This window comes from Vallitalea longa (assembly GCF_027923465.1).
GTDB lineage: Bacteria > Bacillota > Clostridia > Lachnospirales > Vallitaleaceae > Vallitalea > Vallitalea longa.
Genome location: NZ_BRLB01000005.1, coordinates 101,014 through 121,309, shown reverse-complemented (window position 1 = coordinate 121,309; position 20,296 = coordinate 101,014). Strand labels below are relative to the sequence as shown.

The following is a 20,296-nucleotide window of genomic DNA, read 5'->3' as shown; positions in this document are numbered from 1 at the left end:
TCAATATCAACTAAAAAATCGTGATAACCCTTATCTAAAGGGTTATCACGATTTTTATTTTCTTCAACTGCCAAAACATCTTTTATCTAACATCAATCTGAATCAAAAAGGTCCGTCCCCAATGATTCACACACTGAATGCCCACAAATTATTAATCTGACCCATCAACACATCAATATCCCATTCTTTATTACTTCTTGAAATGCTATTAGGATCATTGACTGTTATTTTACCTTCATCTGTTACCCCAGTTAATATAATGAAATGTCCTGTGGTAGTAAAATCTCCTTTTCTTACGCTGACAATTATTGGTTTCCCATCTCTAAGATTCGATTTGATAATATTTTCGTCTAGAGGTAACACTTTTGATTTTAATCCTAAAGCCTCAGCTCCCTCTGACATAAGTGTCCAACTTGTACCTGCACCATCTACATAATAACCTTTCTCATAACTAAAATCGGACACAACTTTCGGATTTTTATCCGTATTACCTGTAAGACCTACAATAACCATTGATAAAGCAGTTGGTCCACATCCTGAAAGTGCTATAGGTGAATTTCCATAATTATAATAACCCCAACGCTGATCCCACTGTAAGAAATGTGGTATTTTGCCATCTTTGTAATCGTCAGTAATATCTATGTATTCTTCTTTTCCTGTTGTTGGATATTTAGTAGGAAAGTTTTTTACGAAATCAATAGTTTCAGGATTTCTTAATATCAGTTCCAAAAGATCGTCAGGATAGTTATTGGAATTCTTCAAAATTTCCTTTAAGTCTGGATAATCATTCGTTAAATCTATAAGTTCATCTCTATTAGGAATATCCATAGAATAATCGTCCACACTTATTGTATCTGTAGTATCAATATTCTCTGAAATTGTATTTGTTTCTTCTGGAATGGTATTCGAATCTTTCGATACATTATCTTTTTCATTAATGAATACTACTTCATCACGTAAATCATTACCCTTTATTAAACTTGGATTAAATATTTTATATGTGATAAAAGCAATAAGTCCACAACATATTAAAAATAGTGTACATACCATTGCTAATCTATATATTTTCTTTTTCCTTCTTCTTTCATATCTTACTTGTCTGTATTTATCTTGAGAGTTATCCATATTTGTTTCTTTCCTTTCTTCGTCTTTTCTATAATATAACAAAAATTCAAATTAGGAAAGTGTATTTTTCACTTAATTATTTCTTAAGATTTTATTAAGTTGATTTATTTATAATTGATTAATCATACTAGCATTATAGGCAGCACCAAAACCGTTGTCTATATTTACAACTGAAACCCCAGAAGCGCAACTATTCAACATTGATAATAATGCTGATAGTCCATTAAAATTAGCACCATATCCTACACTAGTGGGAACAGCAATAATGGGTTTATCTACCAATCCACCTACTACACTTGCAAGGGCTCCTTCCATACCTGCGATGACTATAACAACTTTTGCTTCTCTAATAATATCTAATCTAGCATATAATCTATGAATACCTGCAACTCCAACATCAGTGATTACTTTTACTTTATTACCCAATATCGATGCTGTTTCTTTGGCTTCTTCAACTACTGCTAAATCTGAGGTACCAGCAGATACTATAGCTATATAGGAATCTGTTTTTTTTATTTCATTTACCTCTAAGGTAATCGTTCTTCCTAATTCATTATATTTTAGTTTATTATCTAGGTCTTTTACTTTATCAAACATTTCTTTAGTAGCTCTTGTAGCCAGGATATTGTTGTTTTTAGTTAACATGAATTTTATTATTTCTCTTATTTGGGGTATGGTTTTATTTTCACAATATATCACTTCAGGATAGCCTACTCTTATTTCTCTATGATTATCTATTTTAGCGAAACCCAAGTCCTTAAATGGTAAATCTTTTATTTCTTGGTACGCATCTTCTACAGATACTTTATCGTTTTTTAATTCATCTAGTATTTTAAATATATCTTCTCTATTCAATAGAATCACTCACCTTCAAATCATTAATACTGAAATTACCCATTTTATAACCTTGTAGATCTAGTGTTATATAGTCAAATCCTATTTTTTTGAAATAATTGGTGATATCTTCTCTTATCTCTTGAGCAACTATTTTATCTATACCATCTTTATCTAGCTCAATTCTTGCTAGATTTTCATGTACTCTTACTCTACAAGCTCTCATACCTCTATCCATCAGATATTTTTCAGCCTTTTCTATCTTGTTAAGAGTCTCAACTTCAATGTTCTTATCATGTGGAATTCTTGTTAATAAGCAGGCATAAGATGGTTTGTTCCATACATCAAGTTGCTTGGTTTTTGCCATTCCTCTTATATCACTTTTGGTAATCTCACATTCTAATAGTGGACTAACGATTTCTAACTCTTTCAATGCTTTCATACCTGGTCTGTAATCTTTTGTATCATCAAAATTAGTTCCATCAATTACATATTTATAACCCTCATTCTCAGCCTTTCCTTTTATCATCTGGAATATGTGTTTTTTACATAGATAACATCTGTTTATTGGATTATATTTTATAGCTTCTACTATATCCACTTCTATAAAATCATGTTTTATTTCTAATTCTTGTGTGAATTCTTTTGCTTCTTCTATTTCCCAATTCGCTATATAAGGTGAATTTATCGTTACAGCTTTTACATTATCCCCTAATGCCTCTTTTGTTGCATATAATAAAAAAGTACTATCCACCCCACCAGAAAAAGCTATTATGACTTTTTCTAATTTTTTCAAGTAATCTATTAGAGTATTATATTTGTCCATAATCATTCTCCATTCAAATTAATTTTCGATACTTCATCATAAATGTATCTTATAGGTACTCCATTTGAATCTGCTAATTTTTTACAAACCTCATATTCTGGTTTCATCTTTATTACTTCTCCATCTAAAAATCCTATTTTCATAGGTATTTTTCCATATTTGGTTGAAATGGTAGTAAATTCTCTATTAAGCATGACTTTATTAACTTGGTACTCTCTAAGACCTAAAGTAGTCGTCTCAACTAATAGTATTTTTTCTATTTCATGTAAACTAGCCGTATTAGTTAATACACTCAATTTAATTGCAGGTCTGCCTTTTTTCATGATAATCGGTGTCTTATATACATCTAGTGCACCACTTTCAAATAGTTTATCTTCAATATGACCAAATAGCTCAGAATTCATATCATCAATATTAACTTCTATCATTGTCTGTATATCATTAACTTCATTACTAACTTCACCTAAAAAAACCCTTAATACATTTGGTATTTCAAAATCTTTGGTTCCAAGTCCATACCCTGTTTTTATTATTTTAAAATCCATCTTATCTGTAAATTTTCCAACCATAGTTTTTAAAATTGCCGCTCCTGTGGGAGTCGTTGTTTCAGAATTAACTTTTCCCTTACTTACAGGTATATCAGTAAGAATTTCTGTAGTCGCAGGTGCCGGTACTGGTATAATTCCATGAGCACATTTTACGAATCCGCCTCCTAATTCTACTGTGGAAGCGTAGATCTTATCTACTTTCAGTTTGTCTATACATATTGCCGCTCCTATTATATCAACTATAGAATCAACAGCTCCTACTTCGTGAAAATGAACTTCATCTATAGGTTTTCCATGTACCTTTGCTTCAGCTTTTGCTACAACCAAAAACATATCTTTACTCAATTTTTTTATGTTCTCATTTAAAGTACTGTCATCAATGATTTTATATATGCTATTTAGATTCCTATGCTCGTGTTCATGTATTTCAGTATGGTCATGGATAAACTCTTGCTCATGTTCATGTGAATGTCCGTGTTCGTGAGAATGTCCTTGCATATGATGATTAATATTATGGTTATGACTATGTTCATGAATATGATTTTTGTTCTGTAGAATCACATCTACTTTTGTTCCTGTAATACCCATCTTCTGACTTGTTCCCATTTCAATTTCGAATTCTTGTGAAATAGTAAGCTTATTCAGTTCATTTATCAAATAATCTTTTCCTACCCCTAGATCTATTAAAGCTCCTAAGTTCATATCTCCACTTATTCCAGCAAAACAATCATAATACAAAATTTTCATCTTAAGGTCACTCCTTTATTTTTAATCTTGTCATTTACTTGACTTAATTCTTCAATACAATTTTTATGCAATCAAACAGTTATTATGATCCATTAATCTATTGTGATCTTATTAAATTCGCCAAAGTCTTCTGCCATTTTTTTATAAACTTCCTTCCCAAGTAAGAACTTGTAAATCTCATCCGCTTTTTTCTCAGGTTCTATATCGCTGAAACTATCAGGGTATAGAACTTTTCCAAGATAATATGCATCAGCCATGGCAGTTCCTATATTGGTATGATAAAAATTATAAGGTAATTGTGAATACAACTCACCTGTTTTAAACGCTGTTAGAGTATCATAGAAATCAGGGTTTTTGTTATAATCATCTTTAACAAGATTAAGTCCACCATAGTCAATAAAGATTTTATCAGGATTCCATTCAATAAGTTTTTCTTTATCTATCATAATAGATCCTGTTTTCTCTACTTCATCAACTACATTGTTAGCATTAATCGCTTGAAACAATGAATAATTGCCATAAGTACTCTCTATACCATGACTACCTTTATAAGATAACGCACCTATGTATGTACTTGATTTTTTATCTTCTACAATATCTTTTGTTCTTACATTCAAATCTTCTTTGCAGTTTTTCATAAAATCAATAACTTCTGTTGCCCTATCTTCTCTACCCATTATTTTTCCGATCATTTCTAGTGATTCATATACAGCAGGATCAAAAGTCGATACTTCTCCATAACTTAATGCGACTACTGGTATACCAGTCTTTGATTGGAGTTCATCCACTGCAGATTTATCATATGCATACATGGAAAATATTACATCCGGTTTCACTGATAATATTTTTTCAGCATCCGGAGAATTATTTGGTCCTCCAGGTCCTATTACATCTAGTTCCTTTAATGATTCGTTAGCAAGTGCATACGGTCTTCCAGTAGGATGGTCTTTTTCAAGCTGCTCTATTCCTACTACTTTATCCGCACTATCTATGTAACAATATAATCTTAGTGCTCCTGGTCCAATAGCAACTACTTTCTTAGCATTGCCATCTATTGATACAGTCCTTCCTAACATATCTGTCAATGTCATACTATTAGAGTTTACGTCTTCCTTAACTTGAGAATTGGAAGTACAGCCAATAAGTACAACCGTCGTTATAATAAATATAATTATCAATAGCTTATTTCTCTTGTTCATAATCATAGGTCTCCTTAGCTAATATTTTTAATTTGATTATCCTATTAAATATTTCATTCATGCAATGAACTGATGGTAAAAAAATTATTTGTCAATTAAATCGGTACTACAACCATCCTACTGTTCATTTTTTCAATTTCCACTGGAACTGAATACACAGATTCTATATTTTCAGAAGTCATGATTTCTATTCCTCCTGCTGCAAAGATTTTCCCCTTTTTCAGTAATATATATTTATCTGCAAGTCTTAGAGCTAAGTTTAGGTCATGTATTGTAACTAGAGCAGAAATTTTCCTGTTTTTTACTACATTCTTGATTATGTTAATAACTTCTAGCTGATTTTTTAGATCAAGACTGCTTGTGGGTTCATCAAACATGAGTATCTTGGGTTCTTGTGCCAACGCTCTAGCTATAATTACTTTTTGCAATTCACCACCGCTTAACTCATCAATATATCTTAAAGAATATTTTTGTAATCCAAGCATCTCTATTGCCTTATCGACAATACGTAAGTCCTCTTCTTTAACATCCCATTTTATATATGGTTTCCTACCAATAAGAACAGTATCGAATACGGTTGTTCTAAAAGATTGATTAGTCTGAGAAACATATCCTATTCTTTTCGCTAGATCCACTTGGTTTAATTTCTGAACATCTGTTTTATCAACCAATACTGATCCTTTTTGTGGTCTCAGAATCCTGTTAATACATTTTAGTAGAGTGGATTTTCCCGTTCCATTAGTACCTAATATCGCAATACATTCACCTGTATCTATAGAGAAAGAAATATCTTTTAAAACTTCATGACTGGGATAACTGAATTCTAATCCTTGTACTGATAAAATCATTTATTCTTCTGCCCCCTTAATAATATATATAGAAATAATGGAGCACCTAAGAATGAAGTTATTGCCCCTACTGGTAATATGATTGGCGCAATTATCGTTCTTGCTATTGTGTCTGCGAAAAGTAGTATAACTGAACCAGTTATAGCTGATATCGGTATCAAAAAACGGTGATCCGAACCAATGATACGTCTTACTATTTGTGGTGATATCAAGCCAATGAATCCTATAATTCCAAGGAACGAAACTGATACAGCCGTTATCAAAGAAGAAACCAGCAATCCACCAAAACGTACTCTTTCTATGTTTACACCTAGACTTTTTGCTGATTCTTCCCCACTATCCATAGCATTATAATCCCATCTTTTCAGCATAAAATATATTAATGCTATGCATATGACAATAGCAAGTATCAATACTTCATTCCATGATACTCTGCCTAGATCACCGAATGTCCAGAAAACAGCTGCTGCAACTTGAACATCATCAGCAAAATATTGAATCAAAGTAGTTCCAGCAGTAAAAAGAGAACCTAATGCTACACCCGCTAATATAATGGATTGTGATGAAAAATTTCTTAATCTGGCTAGTAATAAAATCACAATAGACGCTAACATTGATAGGGTAAAAGCAGTTAAAGTAACCATGTAAGGATTATCTATAATAACAGCATCTGAACCCGAACTCCTGAAACTACCTGCACCAAATATAATTATAGCCAAGTTTGCTCCAAAAGCTGCCGCATTAGATATTCCCAATGTTGATGGTGAAGCTAAGGGGTTACAGAGATTATTCTGCATCACACAACCTGATACGGATAATCCTGCCCCTGCAATAATAGCAGCAATAATTCTTGGTAGACGTATACGCATTACAACGACATTGGAAACTTCTGTCCCATTCCCTATAATGGATTTGATTATTTCACTGAATTCAATATTTGTGGAACCAGCATTAATAGCGATAATTGATAATAGAAACATTATAATCATAGAACAAATTGCTACAATAAATTTCTTTCCAGTATATCTTTTATAAGCCTCTATTCCAGTTTGTTTTACATCTGCATTATATTTAATTTTTATCACATCTTTCATACAATTATAATTACCAGCCTCTAGTATATTCTTGATAACAATCCAGACATAGTTTTTTCCCATTGCTAATTCTTATATTAGTCTCTTTAGCTCCTTCACCACATTCATCACATATGATGGTATTAAATATTCTTGCATGGGAAGGTATTTCATAGTTAGGTTTTTTTATCTTGAATATTTCCTTTGCTGGTGCTTCTAATATATGTATTTTCTTCTCTTCTCTAGTCATTTCAGTCTCAATTTCATTCATTATCAGTCTTATACTTTCTCCATTTGAGCGATTAAAAAATGAAAATGCCATTTTCCCAGTATCTCTGTATATCAGATTACCTTTTCCCATTGTACATCCTGTAATCACTTGAACGGCATCTACTCCACAAGCATCGTTTTCTGTAACACATACTAATTCTTCATCTTTAGAAAAAGTCAGATTGATTTTTTCCATAGCTATTAGTACTGCACGATATCCGATAGCAAGACCAGGACATTCGTGTCCATGGAATTCTATACATTTATCCCATAATTCTCTGTTCATGATATTTCCTCCTATAGATTCTAATATTAATATAGCTTTGATAGCTTCAAGAACATAAAAAAGCCCATGAAAAGTACTAATTAAATAGTACCCTTCATGGGCTGTTCGTATCGTAAACTTAAATTCCTATAAGTCTATATTAAGCCTTCGTGGCTTATATTCTATAAAGATATTATCATAGGTTTTATAAAAAGTCAATATTAATTTACACCAGTAAATACCCATAAATATCATATTCTTACTATGTCCCCATTTAATGTTTTCATCTTATTTAATACATTATGGTAATGTTCAAAAATAAATATTGATACTATTCCAAGATAAGAAAATCAAACATTTTCCACTATCTTTTTCAATAGATCTATAAGCTTATTTCTCTCTTCATCATTATCAAGAGCATTTAATATCTTACTGCCAAGAGTATGTTCTAATGCCAGATGTTCTTCTTGAACAAGATCTCCTTCCTCTGTCAGATATAGACTAAATGAACGTTTATCTGATTTACTAATTTTTCTTTTAATATAATTTTTATTTTCCAATCTGTTCAATGCACTAGTTAGTGTACTTTTAGGTGTTTTTGTAATTTTACTGATTTCTTTTAAAATGATATCAGGATTGTTGGAAACCAAATTTATTATACCTATTTCTATTGTAGTCAATCCTTGTAATCTCTTGAATCTCTTATCTATGTCATCATCCTTTAGTGCTCTATTAATCGAATGTATTAATTCATTTAATGATTTTATTTGATTATAATTCATTTATATGTATCTCCTATCATATTATTATAAATTTTTATTTTTAATTGCAGAAACATAATAATTTACTGGTTCTTTATTTAGTATATATCTCTCCATGATTTTGAAATTATGCTTCAAGATGTAATTATCTACATTCTCTTTCCTATAATATGATAAATATGGTATTATTCCAAGTATTCTAACGAGTTTTTGTACATTCAACATAAGTCTGGTTTTAATTTTAACTGGTTCAGAATAACAATCTGTAACAGTCAACAAATATCCATTGGGTTTTAATAATCTATATATCTCATTTAATAATGTATCTGGTTCTTTTACGATATGTAGGGTATTAAATAATAATATAGTATCAAACGAATTATCTTCATACTGTAGATTGTATCCATCTGCAACTTGGAATTCTATATTTTCAACATTCATTTTCTTAGCTTTTTCTTTAGCCACATCTATCATTTCTTTTGATATATCAATAGCTGTAACTTTTTTTACTGCATCAGCAATTCCAAATGAGACAATACCTGTTCCACATGCAATCTCCAATATGTTATCATCTTCTCTAAGAATATTTTTAGCTTTATTAGTTGTAAGTTCATATGCATCATTAAATATACTGATTTGTTTATCATACCTTCTAGCTAATCTATCCCATATTTTTTTCTCTTTGTAGATTCTTTTATCCCTATTCATTCAACACATCTCCTATCAAAAGTAATTAATCCATCGTATATTTAGTACTAACATAGTACTACTTTACATAATAGTACTATGTTCGTACTAAATTGTCAAATATTCAATTATTTGATTTAATAATTATTTACTTCCAACAATGTAAAAAGACTGTTTCCATAAGCATACTATGAATCATAGTAAAACCCACTAGAACAGTCCTCTTTATTGATTAATATTTATTTTTATCTAGATGTTTCGAGAAAACCCCCTCCTCATGTCACTAAGCTTCTACTCCATACACTTCAATCTGTGTAAGTGCTGGGAAAGGTGATGGATCGTCAGCTTTCTTCAAATCTTTTAGAATCAACCACTTTATCTTCTTTTGTTCAATATTTATTATATGTGGTTTATAGCTTTTTTCCAGATCCCATACCAACTCAGAATCATCAGAGAAAACAATCTTCACTTGTTCCCACCAATTGTCATGCGGAAAATCGCTTCTTGTGTATAAAACAATTTTATCAACAGCCACTAACCTTCCAAAGTCCAATTTCATTTCAGCATCATCCTGCATATTGATACCCCATGATTGATAAGGCCATGGACCATGTGATCTGTTTTCACAAACACCATCAATTGCATTTCTTGCTGCAAAAACTGCTTCTCCTCTTGTCTCTACATTTGCTTTTGCATGAGGATATAATCCTTCAATACCATTTTGATCAACAACATTTTTAGCAAGATTCTTATATGCCCCAATTTCTTCCTTAGTAGCAAGTCTCAAATGTAATAGATGAATATTTCCGCTAAAAACTTTTGGTGAGAAATTAGTTCTTTTCTCTTCAAACGGAACATTATAAACTATTTCCTTTTCTGTAAAGTATACAAAAGCTTCTCCAAGTGCATCATCAATCTGTGCTACAAAAAATTGATTTTTTTCACTTGATTTAAATACGATTTTGTCTCCTTCTTTATATGTATCTTTATAAACTAAATATACTTCATCAGTATTACTACACTCTACTAACTTATTTCCTGCTTGATTCAGTACTTCTATTGATAAGTTAACCATAAGTCCCTCCTATGTATATAATTATAGTATATATTATATCAATATTTCATAAAATTTCAAACTGAAATTATTAATCGTAGTATATCAATCAAATTCTCTCTATTAATTTTCAGTAATCAAAAATTCTTTAATATCCTATCAGCATTACCTTCAATAAGCTTATTGACATTATTAACTATTTCTTTTGGTTCTTGTTTCATTCCTTCTTTCATCCAATTAGTCAATATACCAATGACTGCGAAACTATAAAAATCTGCGACGAATTTTAATTCTTCTTCCTTAATATTTTTATCTGCTGTTATTTCCTTTACTATATCAACTAATATTTTAAAAGTGATATTATAAAGAAAATCGTTAAGATGTTCTCTACCTACTGAATTGAATGTGTTCAGACAGAATTTCGCATTATCTTTTACGTATGAAAAAATTATCAATAGACCTTCCTGCCATGTATCATAAGATTTATAGTCTTTAATCTTTTTTAATGCTTCATTCTTATATATCCAACCCAATAATTCATATATATTCTGAAAATGATAATAAAAAGTTTGTCGATTGATTCCACATTCCTCAACAAGATTCACTACACTTATCTTATCAAATGGTGTAGACTCCATCATTCTTTTTAATGTTGAAGCCATAGCTTTTTTAGTTGTTTTTGACATAGATATCCCTCATTAATTAAATCTTCATTTATAGTATATTATCACCCGTTATCTTACCCATTACTTCACCTATAGGCTCATGTATCACTAAATCTGCATAACTGTCATAAGATGTTTTTGAATTATTGATCAACACCAGAGATTTACCTCTAAAATATTGTATAAGTCCTGCGGCTGGATATACAACAAGAGATGTACCTCCAACAATTAACACTTCTGCCTCACTAATATACTCTACAGCTTTTCTTAAATTATTTTCATCAAGCCCTTCTTCATACAATACAACATCAGGTTTAATGAGCCCTTCACATTTTGTACATTTAGGAACCCCATCACTTTCAAGAATATAATTTATATCATAAAATTCACCACAAGACATGCAGTAATTTCTGTAAACAGAACCATGTAACTCAATAACCTCTTTACTTCCAGCCATCTGATGCAGATTATCTATATTTTGCGTAATTATGGCTTTTAGTTTCCCTTTTCGTTCCAATTCAGCCAAAACCTTATGAGCATTATTGGGCTTCGCTTCTTTATAGATTAGATTTTCCTTATAATACTCATAGAAAACCAAAGGATTTTTTTTAAAAAAAGATCGACTGATTATTGTTTCAGGCGGATAATGATATTTCTGGACCGCTTTATATAAACCTTTTTCTGAACGAAAATCAGGTATATCACTTTCAGTTGAAACACCAGCACCTCCAAAAAAAACAATATTATTACTAGATCCTATTATTTCTTTTAACTTTTCTATCATAATAAATACCTCCATCAACATAACACAAATTATATATAACTATAAATCTAGTATATTAAAAAGTCAAATTCATGAATCATTATCCTCTTGTTCCTTTAACATAATTAAAAAATCCTTTTTATTAGTTTCAGAATTAAAAATCATCGCTTTATTATTCCCTCTCATAATAACATGATAATATCCTGTACTACTAATTTCTCTTGGTTGTCTCCCCATAAGTCACCTTATATAATTAAAATCAATTATACATGTCCTTTCTTTGTCATTTATAATATCTTATTATACTTAACAAATTACTATATTTGACTATATTAATAATATCATATCAAAATACTCTAAACAATATGAACTGTCACCAACACTTAAGTATATTTTATAATTTATTAGTTATACTATTATTATTACACAGCATAATAAGGATTATAGGTTAGTTTGTAGAGCAAAAAAATAGAGGAACTCCTAAATTCTAATCTGCAAAACCTTTTAATTAAATAGGAAAATTCTACTTTCTATTTCCTTTGAAATCTTTTATGAGGCGTAGCTTGTTTTGTTCTTATCCTACCCGCATAAAATATTGAAGTGGGAAAACTAAGTAACTGATGAAAAGGATGGTACTATGGATTATTTTATCCCTGAAAAAGTATTATATGAAAAGAAAATAATAGAGTATGATTTAGGTAAAAAACTATTTGAGAGATATAAGAACATGGATATTGAAATGATTCCTATAGAAAAACATCATGATGTTGAATTCATAAAAAAAGCTCCTGATGAAAAATTTGTAGAATTCAAAAAATATCTAGTCTTAGGCATAAGAAAAAGTCTTCAGTTATCACCTAACAAACTATCTGCTGATTTTATAGTTCCTTTCACATCATCTGGTTGCTCAGCTATGTGTACATATTGCTACTTAGTATGTAATTTTTTTAAAGGTTCATATCTACGCATATTCGTAAACCGTGATGAAATGATTAATTCTGTGAAAAGAAAAATCAAACAAGTTGGCGAGAAGAAAATTTACGAGATAGGTTCTACAAGTGATATGGTATTAGAGAACACTATTACCGGTAACTTAAAATGGGCAATAGAACAATTCGGGCAATTGGAAAACGCTACTTGTACATTCGCTACTAAATTTTCTATGGTTGATGATCTGCTGGATGCTAAACACAATGGAAATACCCAGATGAGAATAAGTGTGAATCCAGATTATATAATAAAGAAAGTAGAAATCGGTACTTCTAAATTAACTGATAGAATAAATGCTGCTAATAAAATGTTCAATGCTGGATATAGAGTAGGTGTTAATATCGCTCCTATAATTTTATTGGATAATTGGCAAGATATGTATAGAGAGATGTTAGAACAATTATCTAATAACTTGAATCCCCAATTAAAAAAGCAATTATTTTTCGAATTAATATTTATGACCTATGGATATGCCAATGATACTATCAATAGTGTTGCATTAAAAGGTGTTTTAAATGTATTCGAGAGGGATAAAATGTGTCCCAAAGGCAGAGGTAAATTCTGCTATGACCTTAATCTTAGAGAAGATGCAGCCATATATTTCAAAGATCTAATTGGACATTATTTCCCAGATGCAACAATAAGTTATATTGTCTAGATGTACCAAAAAAAACTTTTCTATTTAATAAGAGAGCTAAAGTTATAACCGTTTATAGCTTTAGCTTTTTTTGAATCAAAAAGGTCCGTCCCTAGTGATTCACTATCTCTTTGATGGCAATGTATTTATCCACTAATGTTACAACCCATGATTCTGCATATCTGGGGATTTTAGGAGTTAGGGGAAACATGTGCTTAATAATTATATCTTGTTCTCTATTATTCAACTTAAAAAACTTATTGGCATTTTTCAGAGCAATCCTTGGATGTACGAATCCATGTTTACCTTCGTTCGGCTTTGTTTCATGCCAATCATATAGGTAAAAGTCATGTAAAAGACCACCTCTAGCTCCAGCACGACAATCTAGCTTCAAACGTTTACATATCCTGAAACTCATATAGGAAACGCTTAAGCAATGATTCAATGTACTAACATCTGAATGCTGTATAAATGATTGCATCAATTTAACATTAGGGTGTTTGAATAATTCTGATATATATTCTTTATATTCTAGTATATTATCTAAATTTACTTGCGATCTGTGTCTTGAACTTCTCAACGCCTTCATTAAGTATACTCCTAACATCAAATTTTATATGTCCTGCATTTATTTTCAATAAATCAGGAAAAGCATTAAATATTCTTCTGCATTTGATAATACTCAAACGATATTTCTCAAATGGTATCTCTGCGTATTTTCTTATTGCTTCACGTAATGATATTACATCTCTTGTAGATAAAATTATGTCTGCAACAAGATAAATCGAAAATATCGTTGCCATACTTATTATCACGCCTGAATGGAATCCTGATATGTAATATGATATGTTCGGATGTAAAATCAATAAAAAAAACAATATGAATACTGCCCAACCTATTGAAAACTGAAGACAAATATAACCTTTTAGATTGAAACGTTTATCACTGTAGTCCCACCATTTCTTATTAAATATTTTTTCCATTGCAAAACCAGTAAGAAATTCTAATGTGGTAACTACAATAGTTGATACAACGACAACTATTAATAGATTCAACAAAAAATAATCAGTAGGTTTTCCTATTGCATCTTTTACCAAAACTACTGACATAGCACCAAGTCCATATATAGGAATAAAAAACCCATTTAGGAATCCTCTATTTACAAATTTACCAGTACATAAAGACACAAAAGATGTTTCCCATATCCAACCCAAGAAAGAATATATACTGAAATATAACATTAATCTACTGAATTCAACCATTTCATTAACCCCCTCTAGCCATAAAATAAATATTAAGTATTATTGAAAAATCACGGATAATGCGTCTATTGATTCAAGAATATCTTTGTTTTTACTAGAATCAAGTGTATATTCAAATGCTACACCTATAACAGTACCTAATATAAATCTTGATAAAGTATTTGATGAAAACTTCTTGAATCCTTCCTTTATGCAACTAGTTTCATCAATACATTCTTTTATTATCGATGATAAATAATCTAATAGATCCGATAATAAAAGTTTGAAAGTCTCTGATTTAAGTGCTAAACCTGATAAATCAAATAGTATTTTAAAAAATTCAGGATTATGATTTATTACTTCCTTAATAAAATTAAAAGCATATGCAATATTCTTTTTATCTGATTGACCTTTCTTTAATACCAATTGTTTTTCTAATTCAGTTGTATATTTTTTTATCATTCTCTTGATAATTTCCTGAAATAACTTTTTCTTGCTTCCAAAATAATAATGTAATTGACTAAGTGCTACATTAGCCTCTTTAGCTATATCTCTCAAAGAGATATTAGCGTACCCCTTTTCAGTTACACATCTGTAAGCAGCATCTAGTATTAATTCTGATTGATTTACCCTTTCACCCATAATAGCACAGACCTTTCATAATAATTCGGACGACCGTCCTAATTATTATAATAAACTAATGTATCATATATGTCAATTAATGTAATTACTTATTATTAATTCTTTTACTATAATATAATAACACTATTCCATTTACCATTTCATGCTTATCAAGTTTGAATTCCATTTGTGAATCATTACCTCTAAAAAGAGGAATTCCATCTCCTAGAATAGTTGGTATAATTGATATGACATATTCATCAATTAAATTTTTCTTAATGAATTCATCAATTATTAAAGACCCACCAACAACCCAGATATTCTTACCATCATTTTTCTTCAATCTATCAATAAGTTCCTCAGGCTTTTCTTTCGTAAATACTACATCTTCATTATTATCTGTATCTTTTGATGTATAAACATATCCTTTACTTCCTTTATATGGGTATTCACCAAAAGTTAAAATCTGTTCATATGTGGTCCTTCCCATTATTACTGTATCTATATCTTCATAAAAATCTTCATACCCCATATCAGCTTTCTCATCTGAGCCATCACCTTCAAGCCAATCTACGTCTCCATTTTTTCTAGCGATAAACCCATCTATACTCATAGCAATATATAAAATAACCTTTCTATCCATAACCATTACCTCCTCAACATATTATTAGTTATTTCACCTTATATATGTATTGTATCACTGAAAATTAATCTTTATATTATATAATTGTTAAATTTAGATTAGAATCAATAGGGACGGACCTTTTTGATTTATTATGATTATTTCTTAATACTTAATATATCATGGTCTATATGTATTTATCATCTATCAATAATGTCCAGTTATTGTTAACACAAAAATCCATTTGTCTGTATATATTTCTAAAATTATTATATATCTCATAATTGTGAGGAAAATATATTTTCAATCCTCTTCTATTTGTTTGTCCACTATTGTATTGATTGAATATAATTATTTCACCTAATATTTTCATTATATCAAAAATGCATTCTTTCACATCTGAATTACATGTATCTATATTATTGAAATCATAAAGGGGGATGAAATCATTAACAGAATCTATACAACACAATCTTAATGTTCTATCCCTACTTTTCTTGTTTTCCAATAACAATAACTGCGCATACTCGTTGATTGATTTCCGTATTCTCTTAAATATATCTTCTCTCAGATTAATACAAAAAAGACTACACTCCAACAATTGCTTACTCATCATTTCCTTTATATATTGATGATTTATTATTGGATTCTGGTACATTAATAATGAATTGATCATATCATAATAAGATATTCCTTCTATAGGTGCATTATCTTGAGGAACAATAGCATATCTAATAGAACTTTTACTCTTCATGATTATATCATACCATGTCTCTATTGAATCCATAAAACAAGTATCCATAATTAATACATCAATGTATCTATTGGTTTTATTATTAAATAGACAGAGTGCTTTTGAAAATTCATCTATTCCCATAAAAGCATTATCATTTTCTGAATACATTAAACCAATAAAACCTGCACTATGCCCTGAAATAACTAGAATAACGTTAGTTGATGGGTAAGTATTAACACTCTCTACTAAAAAATCTTCCAATAACTTAGATTCATCCATATTCACTTTTCCTAAATCTTTTAGTAAAATGATTTTATTTTCACTGAACAGATATCTTCTACATCCACACCAACTTACATCCTTGTCTATAGATTTTCTAGAAATCTGAACAATAATATTTATATTGTCTTTATTTATATTTTTTATTAATTGAAATTGATTATATATATATGGCTGTAAGTTATTATTACCATCAGCATATATTAAAATAGTCCACTCTTTGAATTTTGCTTCATCATAAACACTCACTAGTATTCCTCCTTTCACATCTATAAAAAATTATACCTCTTTAGTACTTTTATCTACAAACTCTCTTCAGTAGTTATCATCATCTTACGAACACTTCCATTTACTTAATTCTCAGATCTTTAAGTTTTGCCAATTCAGATAATGATTTCCCCCTTACTCTTGATTCAAGAACAATGGCAACACTATTGGAATCTTCCCTAGGATAAATGAATGTTAAATTAATATTCGAATACGAAGCAACAGAAGCATCATTATATATTACAGTTGATAATATGGGACCTCGAGTAATACGTACTCTAAATAGTATACTAAGGGAATCCCCTATAGCTAAAAATGGAATATCCCACACTACCTGATTAGTAGCAGCATTATAATCCGCTGTTGTTCCTATAGGTGCCTCAATACTACCTTGAATAAAATTCAATCCACTGTTGAGCCCTCCAAACCTATCGATTACTTCAATATCATAGGCATCAGCAGAACCATCATTAACAACATTGATCATATATTCTATTATCTGACCTCCTGTTGCAGTAACAGTAGAATCAAAAGGACTTCTACACTTAGAAACATTTCTTTCTTCTTTAGTAATAGTGATATGTGGATTACTTACTGTAACATCTACTGTATCTCCTCTTACCATAGGCGACCCACCAGGAGTAGAATTAAAGAAAATCCTTCCTCTATTGGTCTGAACTTCTGTATAAGTTGGAGGAACAGCATCTGAACTATCTATCCTAGCTCTGAAAGAATATATTAACGTTATGGCTCCTCCAGTAGCATCCACAGTAGGAATAGTAGGCCATCTTACTACTTGACCTATTATTGATTGAGGTGGTACAGGAGATGGGTCTCCATCATAAGATTGTCCAATAGGTAGTATATCCCTTATGCTGACATCATAAGCTATAAGTCCCTCAGGAACAGTCCATGTTATTGTATAGTATACTGTATCTCCAACAACTACATCATCGTTATCAACAGTCTTCATAACCGGCATAGCCCCACTACTCAATGTTGCAGAATCTTCACGTTCCAGATCAGGATATTGATAATTATCTCCCCCCGGATCAAAAGGTTGTGAATATGGTGAAGTAGTTCTGGCATCATTAATAAAGTCAAGATTAGGACCTATACCTGCATCAACAGTAATTTCATAAGTCAAAGTTATCTCATCATCTGGACCTAATTGAAGTATCTCCATAAATATCTGATCAGGAGCAGTAAATATAGGTGCACTAAATGAAGGTGTCCCTGCTGTTGCATTTGCAGTCAGACTTAGTGGAACATAAGTCAATAAATTAGGTATGACATCAGAAAAGTCAACACTGAAAGCATCTACAATGGTTCCATCAACATTTTGAGGATTATTGATAACAACAGTATAAGTATACGTCTGACCAGGCATGATATTATTTGGTGTAGGTCCCGCTACATCCTTAGTTAACTGAATATCAGGTTCTCCGAAATTAACTTCAACTTGATCTCTATCACTAAAGACAATATTATTAGTATTCAATAGACTAAGCTTCGCTAAATTATTACTTGTACCGATAAACTCCGTGTTCTTCATTTGAACTCTGAAAGTTACCGTCCAATTTGTCATTCCAGGAACATTAGTGTCTAGTAACCATTCTACACCTTCATTACCCGTTGGTGTAGGTCCCGAAGTTGGAGGAAATGGATTATAAACTATTGATGTTATCGTAGAAGCATCCATAACCAATGGAAAGAAATCAGAAATCATTACATCCATCTGAGGTGGATTTAATGGTGCATCGTATGTTATCTGAAATTCTGCAAAATCACCTGGAGCCAAAGCATTAATGCTTGCGGGTTTCAACGTACCATCTTCATAGTAATAATTCAGTAACTGTTTATCTATTGAAGGTGTATCTATTTGTCCAAAAGAAAATGAACTATCTGGAGTATCTGTACTTGTAGTATCATTTATCCCATCAATCTCAACCTCATTAGTTAAGAAATCTCCTGCTAAAACAGGTTGTGAAGTTACAAAATAATCGGTATCGACTATAGTTGAAAATGTTATTGTACCTGATGTAGATGTACCAAGTGAACCTAAATCCCAGATGATTGTAGTCGAACCTGTTATAGGATCTTTTGCCGATACTGATGTTGGTACTGGTACCGCTGACTGAAAAGTCTGTCCATCACTAATCCTGTCAGTAACGATAACGGAATTAAGACTATCATACTGATTAACACGATAATTAAGCGTATAATTAATTATAGAACCTATAACTAGATCCGTTGGATCCTGACTCTTAGTAATGAGCAGATCCATTGCAAGGGTATCTACTTCATCTGTAACAGGTCCTGAAGCACCATCTATTGTAACTTGATTATTCATAGGTGTTAGATGTGGTATTCTTGCACCTGAATTTTCAATTCCTCCTACAGTATAGTTGTCCCAAATAGCTGCAATGAAATTGACAGTATTAGTTGAATTCGCACTTAGGCTTACATTAGTCCATTCTATAGTAACATTATCTTGTCCACCTGGTGATGGAGTTGTTACTACTGGATTGGGAGGAATTAATTGAGCCGAATCAGGACCTGATGCTGTTATAGGTCCAATAAACCGTATTCCATTATCCAGAATATCAGTTATATCCACTATAGATGCACTTCTAGTATTATTGTGAATCACTAATTCATACTCGTAAGGCCATTGAGGGCTTGCTCCTGAAGGAATACCCGCTCCTTTTGGTACTTTACCAGGTGCATCTTTAGTTACTTGATATTGTAATGCAACTACGCTTGTAGTTACATCCTTAGTATATTTAATATTTCCAGGTTCCGCATCTCCTCTTGGCAATGTATCAACTGTAGCACTTACAGAAACAGGAGTCAGAACAGAATTGAATGGGACTGGTAGACCGGTTTCTCTAAAATTCTCATCAGATTGCAATACTATATTGAATTCAAACCCTGTCTGACCAGGTGCAAGGTCTGTAATATCCAACCACGTAAGAGTAATAGAGTTGTCCACATTCAGTATTTCAGAAGTAGCAGGAATATCAGCACTTACAAATGAAACACCATCTGGTATTGTTATCACTAAACTATAATTATAACCCCAATCACCTGGGTTGCTGTTTGATGCCGCAATCGTTACTGTCCCATCTTTGCCTAATAATATATTTGAAGGATCAGGTGTAACGTTTATAGTAAATAGATTTGGATCAAATGCCATATAATAATCACCCCTTTTTATAATTTTTTCTTGGATTTA

The 20,296-nt window shown here is 31.0% G+C and carries 21 protein-coding genes; 1 reads left to right on the top strand and 20 read right to left on the bottom strand.

Going from position 1 to position 20,296, the window contains the following annotated elements; all coding sequences use genetic code 11:
• Positions 1-126: 126 nt before the first annotated feature.
• The 14 genes from QMG30_RS11045 to QMG30_RS10980 all read right to left on the bottom strand — a co-directional run bounded on the left by QMG30_RS11045 (position 127) and on the right by QMG30_RS10980 (position 11,902).
• Positions 127-1,125 carry a C39 family peptidase gene (locus tag QMG30_RS11045; RefSeq protein WP_281815338.1) on the bottom strand — a complete coding sequence of 333 codons (999 nt, stop codon included), beginning with the start codon at positions 1,123-1,125 and terminating at the stop codon, positions 127-129.
• Positions 1,126-1,233: 108 nt separating this feature from the next.
• Complete coding sequence (gene larB / locus QMG30_RS11040; protein ID WP_434784555.1) at positions 1,234-1,989, bottom strand: nickel pincer cofactor biosynthesis protein LarB; 756 nt, start codon at positions 1,987-1,989, stop codon at positions 1,234-1,236.
• Complete coding sequence (gene larE, locus QMG30_RS11035; protein ID WP_330680720.1) at positions 1,973-2,785, bottom strand: ATP-dependent sacrificial sulfur transferase LarE; 813 nt, start codon at positions 2,783-2,785, stop codon at positions 1,973-1,975. Before larE ends, larB begins: the two co-directional genes overlap by 17 nt.
• Positions 2,786-2,787: 2 nt before the next feature.
• On the bottom strand, positions 2,788-4,080 hold the full coding sequence (gene larC, locus QMG30_RS11030; protein ID WP_281815335.1) for a nickel pincer cofactor biosynthesis protein LarC: 1,293 nt from the start codon (positions 4,078-4,080) through the stop codon (positions 2,788-2,790).
• A 92-nt stretch (positions 4,081-4,172) separates the two neighbouring features.
• Positions 4,173-5,279, bottom strand: a complete 1,107-nt coding sequence (locus QMG30_RS11025; RefSeq protein ID WP_281815333.1) for an iron ABC transporter substrate-binding protein — start codon at positions 5,277-5,279, stop codon at positions 4,173-4,175.
• Positions 5,280-5,374: 95 nt separating this feature from the next.
• The gene (locus tag QMG30_RS11020; RefSeq protein ID WP_281815332.1) at positions 5,375-6,127 is read right to left on the bottom strand and encodes an ABC transporter ATP-binding protein; all 753 of its coding nucleotides are present in this window, start codon (positions 6,125-6,127) and stop codon (positions 5,375-5,377) included.
• A complete protein-coding gene (locus tag QMG30_RS11015) occupies positions 6,124-7,284 on the bottom strand; it encodes a FecCD family ABC transporter permease (RefSeq protein ID WP_281815331.1) in 1,161 nt (386 codons plus the stop codon). Before QMG30_RS11015 ends, QMG30_RS11020 begins: the two co-directional genes overlap by 4 nt.
• Positions 7,232-7,756 (bottom strand): FmdE family protein, encoded by a 525-nt coding sequence (locus QMG30_RS11010; protein WP_281815330.1) that lies wholly within the window; start codon positions 7,754-7,756, stop codon positions 7,232-7,234. The genes QMG30_RS11015 and QMG30_RS11010 overlap by 53 nt, the downstream gene beginning before the upstream one ends.
• Positions 7,757-8,085: 329 nt before the next feature.
• Positions 8,086-8,517, bottom strand: a complete 432-nt coding sequence (locus QMG30_RS11005) for a MarR family winged helix-turn-helix transcriptional regulator (protein ID WP_281815328.1) — start codon at positions 8,515-8,517, stop codon at positions 8,086-8,088.
• Between the two features lie 24 nt (positions 8,518-8,541).
• Positions 8,542-9,204 carry a class I SAM-dependent methyltransferase gene (locus QMG30_RS11000; protein WP_281815327.1) on the bottom strand — a complete coding sequence of 221 codons (663 nt, stop codon included), beginning with the start codon at positions 9,202-9,204 and terminating at the stop codon, positions 8,542-8,544.
• A 262-nt stretch (positions 9,205-9,466) separates the two neighbouring features.
• A complete protein-coding gene (locus QMG30_RS10995; RefSeq protein ID WP_281815324.1) occupies positions 9,467-10,258 on the bottom strand; it encodes a carbohydrate-binding protein in 792 nt (263 codons plus the stop codon).
• A 116-nt stretch (positions 10,259-10,374) separates the two neighbouring features.
• On the bottom strand, positions 10,375-10,923 hold the full coding sequence (gene dhaS, locus QMG30_RS10990; RefSeq protein ID WP_281815323.1) for a dihydroxyacetone kinase transcriptional activator DhaS: 549 nt from the start codon (positions 10,921-10,923) through the stop codon (positions 10,375-10,377).
• 28 nt (positions 10,924-10,951) lie between these two features.
• A complete protein-coding gene (locus tag QMG30_RS10985) occupies positions 10,952-11,686 on the bottom strand; it encodes an NAD-dependent protein deacylase (protein ID WP_281815322.1) in 735 nt (244 codons plus the stop codon).
• Positions 11,687-11,755: 69 nt separating this feature from the next.
• Entirely contained in the window at positions 11,756-11,902 is a 147-nt protein-coding gene (locus tag QMG30_RS10980) for a hypothetical protein (RefSeq protein WP_281815320.1), read from the bottom strand.
• 400 nt (positions 11,903-12,302) lie between these two features.
• Here QMG30_RS10980 and QMG30_RS10975 point away from each other — a divergent pair, with 400 nt between their 5' ends.
• Positions 12,303-13,313, top strand: coding sequence for an SPL family radical SAM protein (locus QMG30_RS10975; protein WP_281815319.1), 1,011 nt, complete (start codon positions 12,303-12,305; stop codon positions 13,311-13,313).
• Positions 13,314-13,404: 91 nt separating this feature from the next.
• Here QMG30_RS10975 and QMG30_RS10970 read toward each other — a convergent pair whose 3' ends face one another.
• The 6 genes from QMG30_RS10970 to QMG30_RS10945 all read right to left on the bottom strand — a co-directional run bounded on the left by QMG30_RS10970 (position 13,405) and on the right by QMG30_RS10945 (position 20,257).
• Positions 13,405-13,881: an HD domain-containing protein gene (locus tag QMG30_RS10970; RefSeq protein ID WP_281815317.1), complete on the bottom strand. Its 477-nt coding sequence runs from the start codon at positions 13,879-13,881 to the stop codon at positions 13,405-13,407.
• Complete coding sequence (locus QMG30_RS10965) at positions 13,832-14,554, bottom strand: putative ABC transporter permease (protein WP_281815315.1); 723 nt, start codon at positions 14,552-14,554, stop codon at positions 13,832-13,834. Before QMG30_RS10965 ends, QMG30_RS10970 begins: the two co-directional genes overlap by 50 nt.
• A gap of 39 nt (positions 14,555-14,593) precedes the next feature.
• Complete coding sequence (locus tag QMG30_RS10960) at positions 14,594-15,175, bottom strand: TetR/AcrR family transcriptional regulator (protein WP_281815312.1); 582 nt, start codon at positions 15,173-15,175, stop codon at positions 14,594-14,596.
• An 85-nt stretch (positions 15,176-15,260) separates the two neighbouring features.
• Positions 15,261-15,797, bottom strand: coding sequence for a dihydrofolate reductase family protein (locus QMG30_RS10955; RefSeq protein ID WP_281815311.1), 537 nt, complete (start codon positions 15,795-15,797; stop codon positions 15,261-15,263).
• Between the two features lie 166 nt (positions 15,798-15,963).
• Positions 15,964-17,040: a clostripain-related cysteine peptidase gene (locus QMG30_RS10950; RefSeq protein WP_281815308.1), complete on the bottom strand. Its 1,077-nt coding sequence runs from the start codon at positions 17,038-17,040 to the stop codon at positions 15,964-15,966.
• 100 nt (positions 17,041-17,140) lie between these two features.
• On the bottom strand, positions 17,141-20,257 hold the full coding sequence (locus QMG30_RS10945; protein WP_281815305.1) for a hypothetical protein: 3,117 nt from the start codon (positions 20,255-20,257) through the stop codon (positions 17,141-17,143).
• Positions 20,258-20,296: the final 39 nt, after the last annotated feature.

Coding starts and splice junctions, on each gene's coding strand:
- QMG30_RS11000 (WP_281815327.1), bottom strand. CDS start 9,204: ATGAATAGGGATAAAAGAATCTACAAAGAGAAAAAAATATGGGATAGA.
- QMG30_RS10960 (WP_281815312.1), bottom strand. CDS start 15,175: ATGGGTGAAAGGGTAAATCAATCAGAATTAATACTAGATGCTGCTTAC.
- QMG30_RS11010 (WP_281815330.1), bottom strand. CDS start 7,756: ATGAACAGAGAATTATGGGATAAATGTATAGAATTCCATGGACACGAA.
- QMG30_RS10955 (WP_281815311.1), bottom strand. CDS start 15,797: ATGGATAGAAAGGTTATTTTATATATTGCTATGAGTATAGATGGGTTT.
- QMG30_RS11015 (WP_281815331.1), bottom strand. CDS start 7,284: ATGGGAAAAAACTATGTCTGGATTGTTATCAAGAATATACTAGAGGCT.
- larE (WP_330680720.1), bottom strand. CDS start 2,785: ATGGACAAATATAATACTCTAATAGATTACTTGAAAAAATTAGAAAAA.
- dhaS (WP_281815323.1), bottom strand. CDS start 10,923: ATGTCAAAAACAACTAAAAAAGCTATGGCTTCAACATTAAAAAGAATG.
- QMG30_RS11045 (WP_281815338.1), bottom strand. CDS start 1,125: ATGGATAACTCTCAAGATAAATACAGACAAGTAAGATATGAAAGAAGA.
- QMG30_RS11025 (WP_281815333.1), bottom strand. CDS start 5,279: ATGAACAAGAGAAATAAGCTATTGATAATTATATTTATTATAACGACG.
- QMG30_RS11005 (WP_281815328.1), bottom strand. CDS start 8,517: ATGAATTATAATCAAATAAAATCATTAAATGAATTAATACATTCGATT.
- QMG30_RS10965 (WP_281815315.1), bottom strand. CDS start 14,554: ATGGTTGAATTCAGTAGATTAATGTTATATTTCAGTATATATTCTTTC.
- QMG30_RS10980 (WP_281815320.1), bottom strand. CDS start 11,902: ATGGGGAGACAACCAAGAGAAATTAGTAGTACAGGATATTATCATGTT.
- larC (WP_281815335.1), bottom strand. CDS start 4,080: ATGAAAATTTTGTATTATGATTGTTTTGCTGGAATAAGTGGAGATATG.
- QMG30_RS10985 (WP_281815322.1), bottom strand. CDS start 11,686: ATGATAGAAAAGTTAAAAGAAATAATAGGATCTAGTAATAATATTGTT.
- QMG30_RS10945 (WP_281815305.1), bottom strand. CDS start 20,257: ATGGCATTTGATCCAAATCTATTTACTATAAACGTTACACCTGATCCT.
- QMG30_RS10995 (WP_281815324.1), bottom strand. CDS start 10,258: ATGGTTAACTTATCAATAGAAGTACTGAATCAAGCAGGAAATAAGTTA.
- QMG30_RS11020 (WP_281815332.1), bottom strand. CDS start 6,127: ATGATTTTATCAGTACAAGGATTAGAATTCAGTTATCCCAGTCATGAA.
- QMG30_RS10970 (WP_281815317.1), bottom strand. CDS start 13,881: ATGAAGGCGTTGAGAAGTTCAAGACACAGATCGCAAGTAAATTTAGAT.
- QMG30_RS10975 (WP_281815319.1), top strand. CDS start 12,303: ATGGATTATTTTATCCCTGAAAAAGTATTATATGAAAAGAAAATAATA.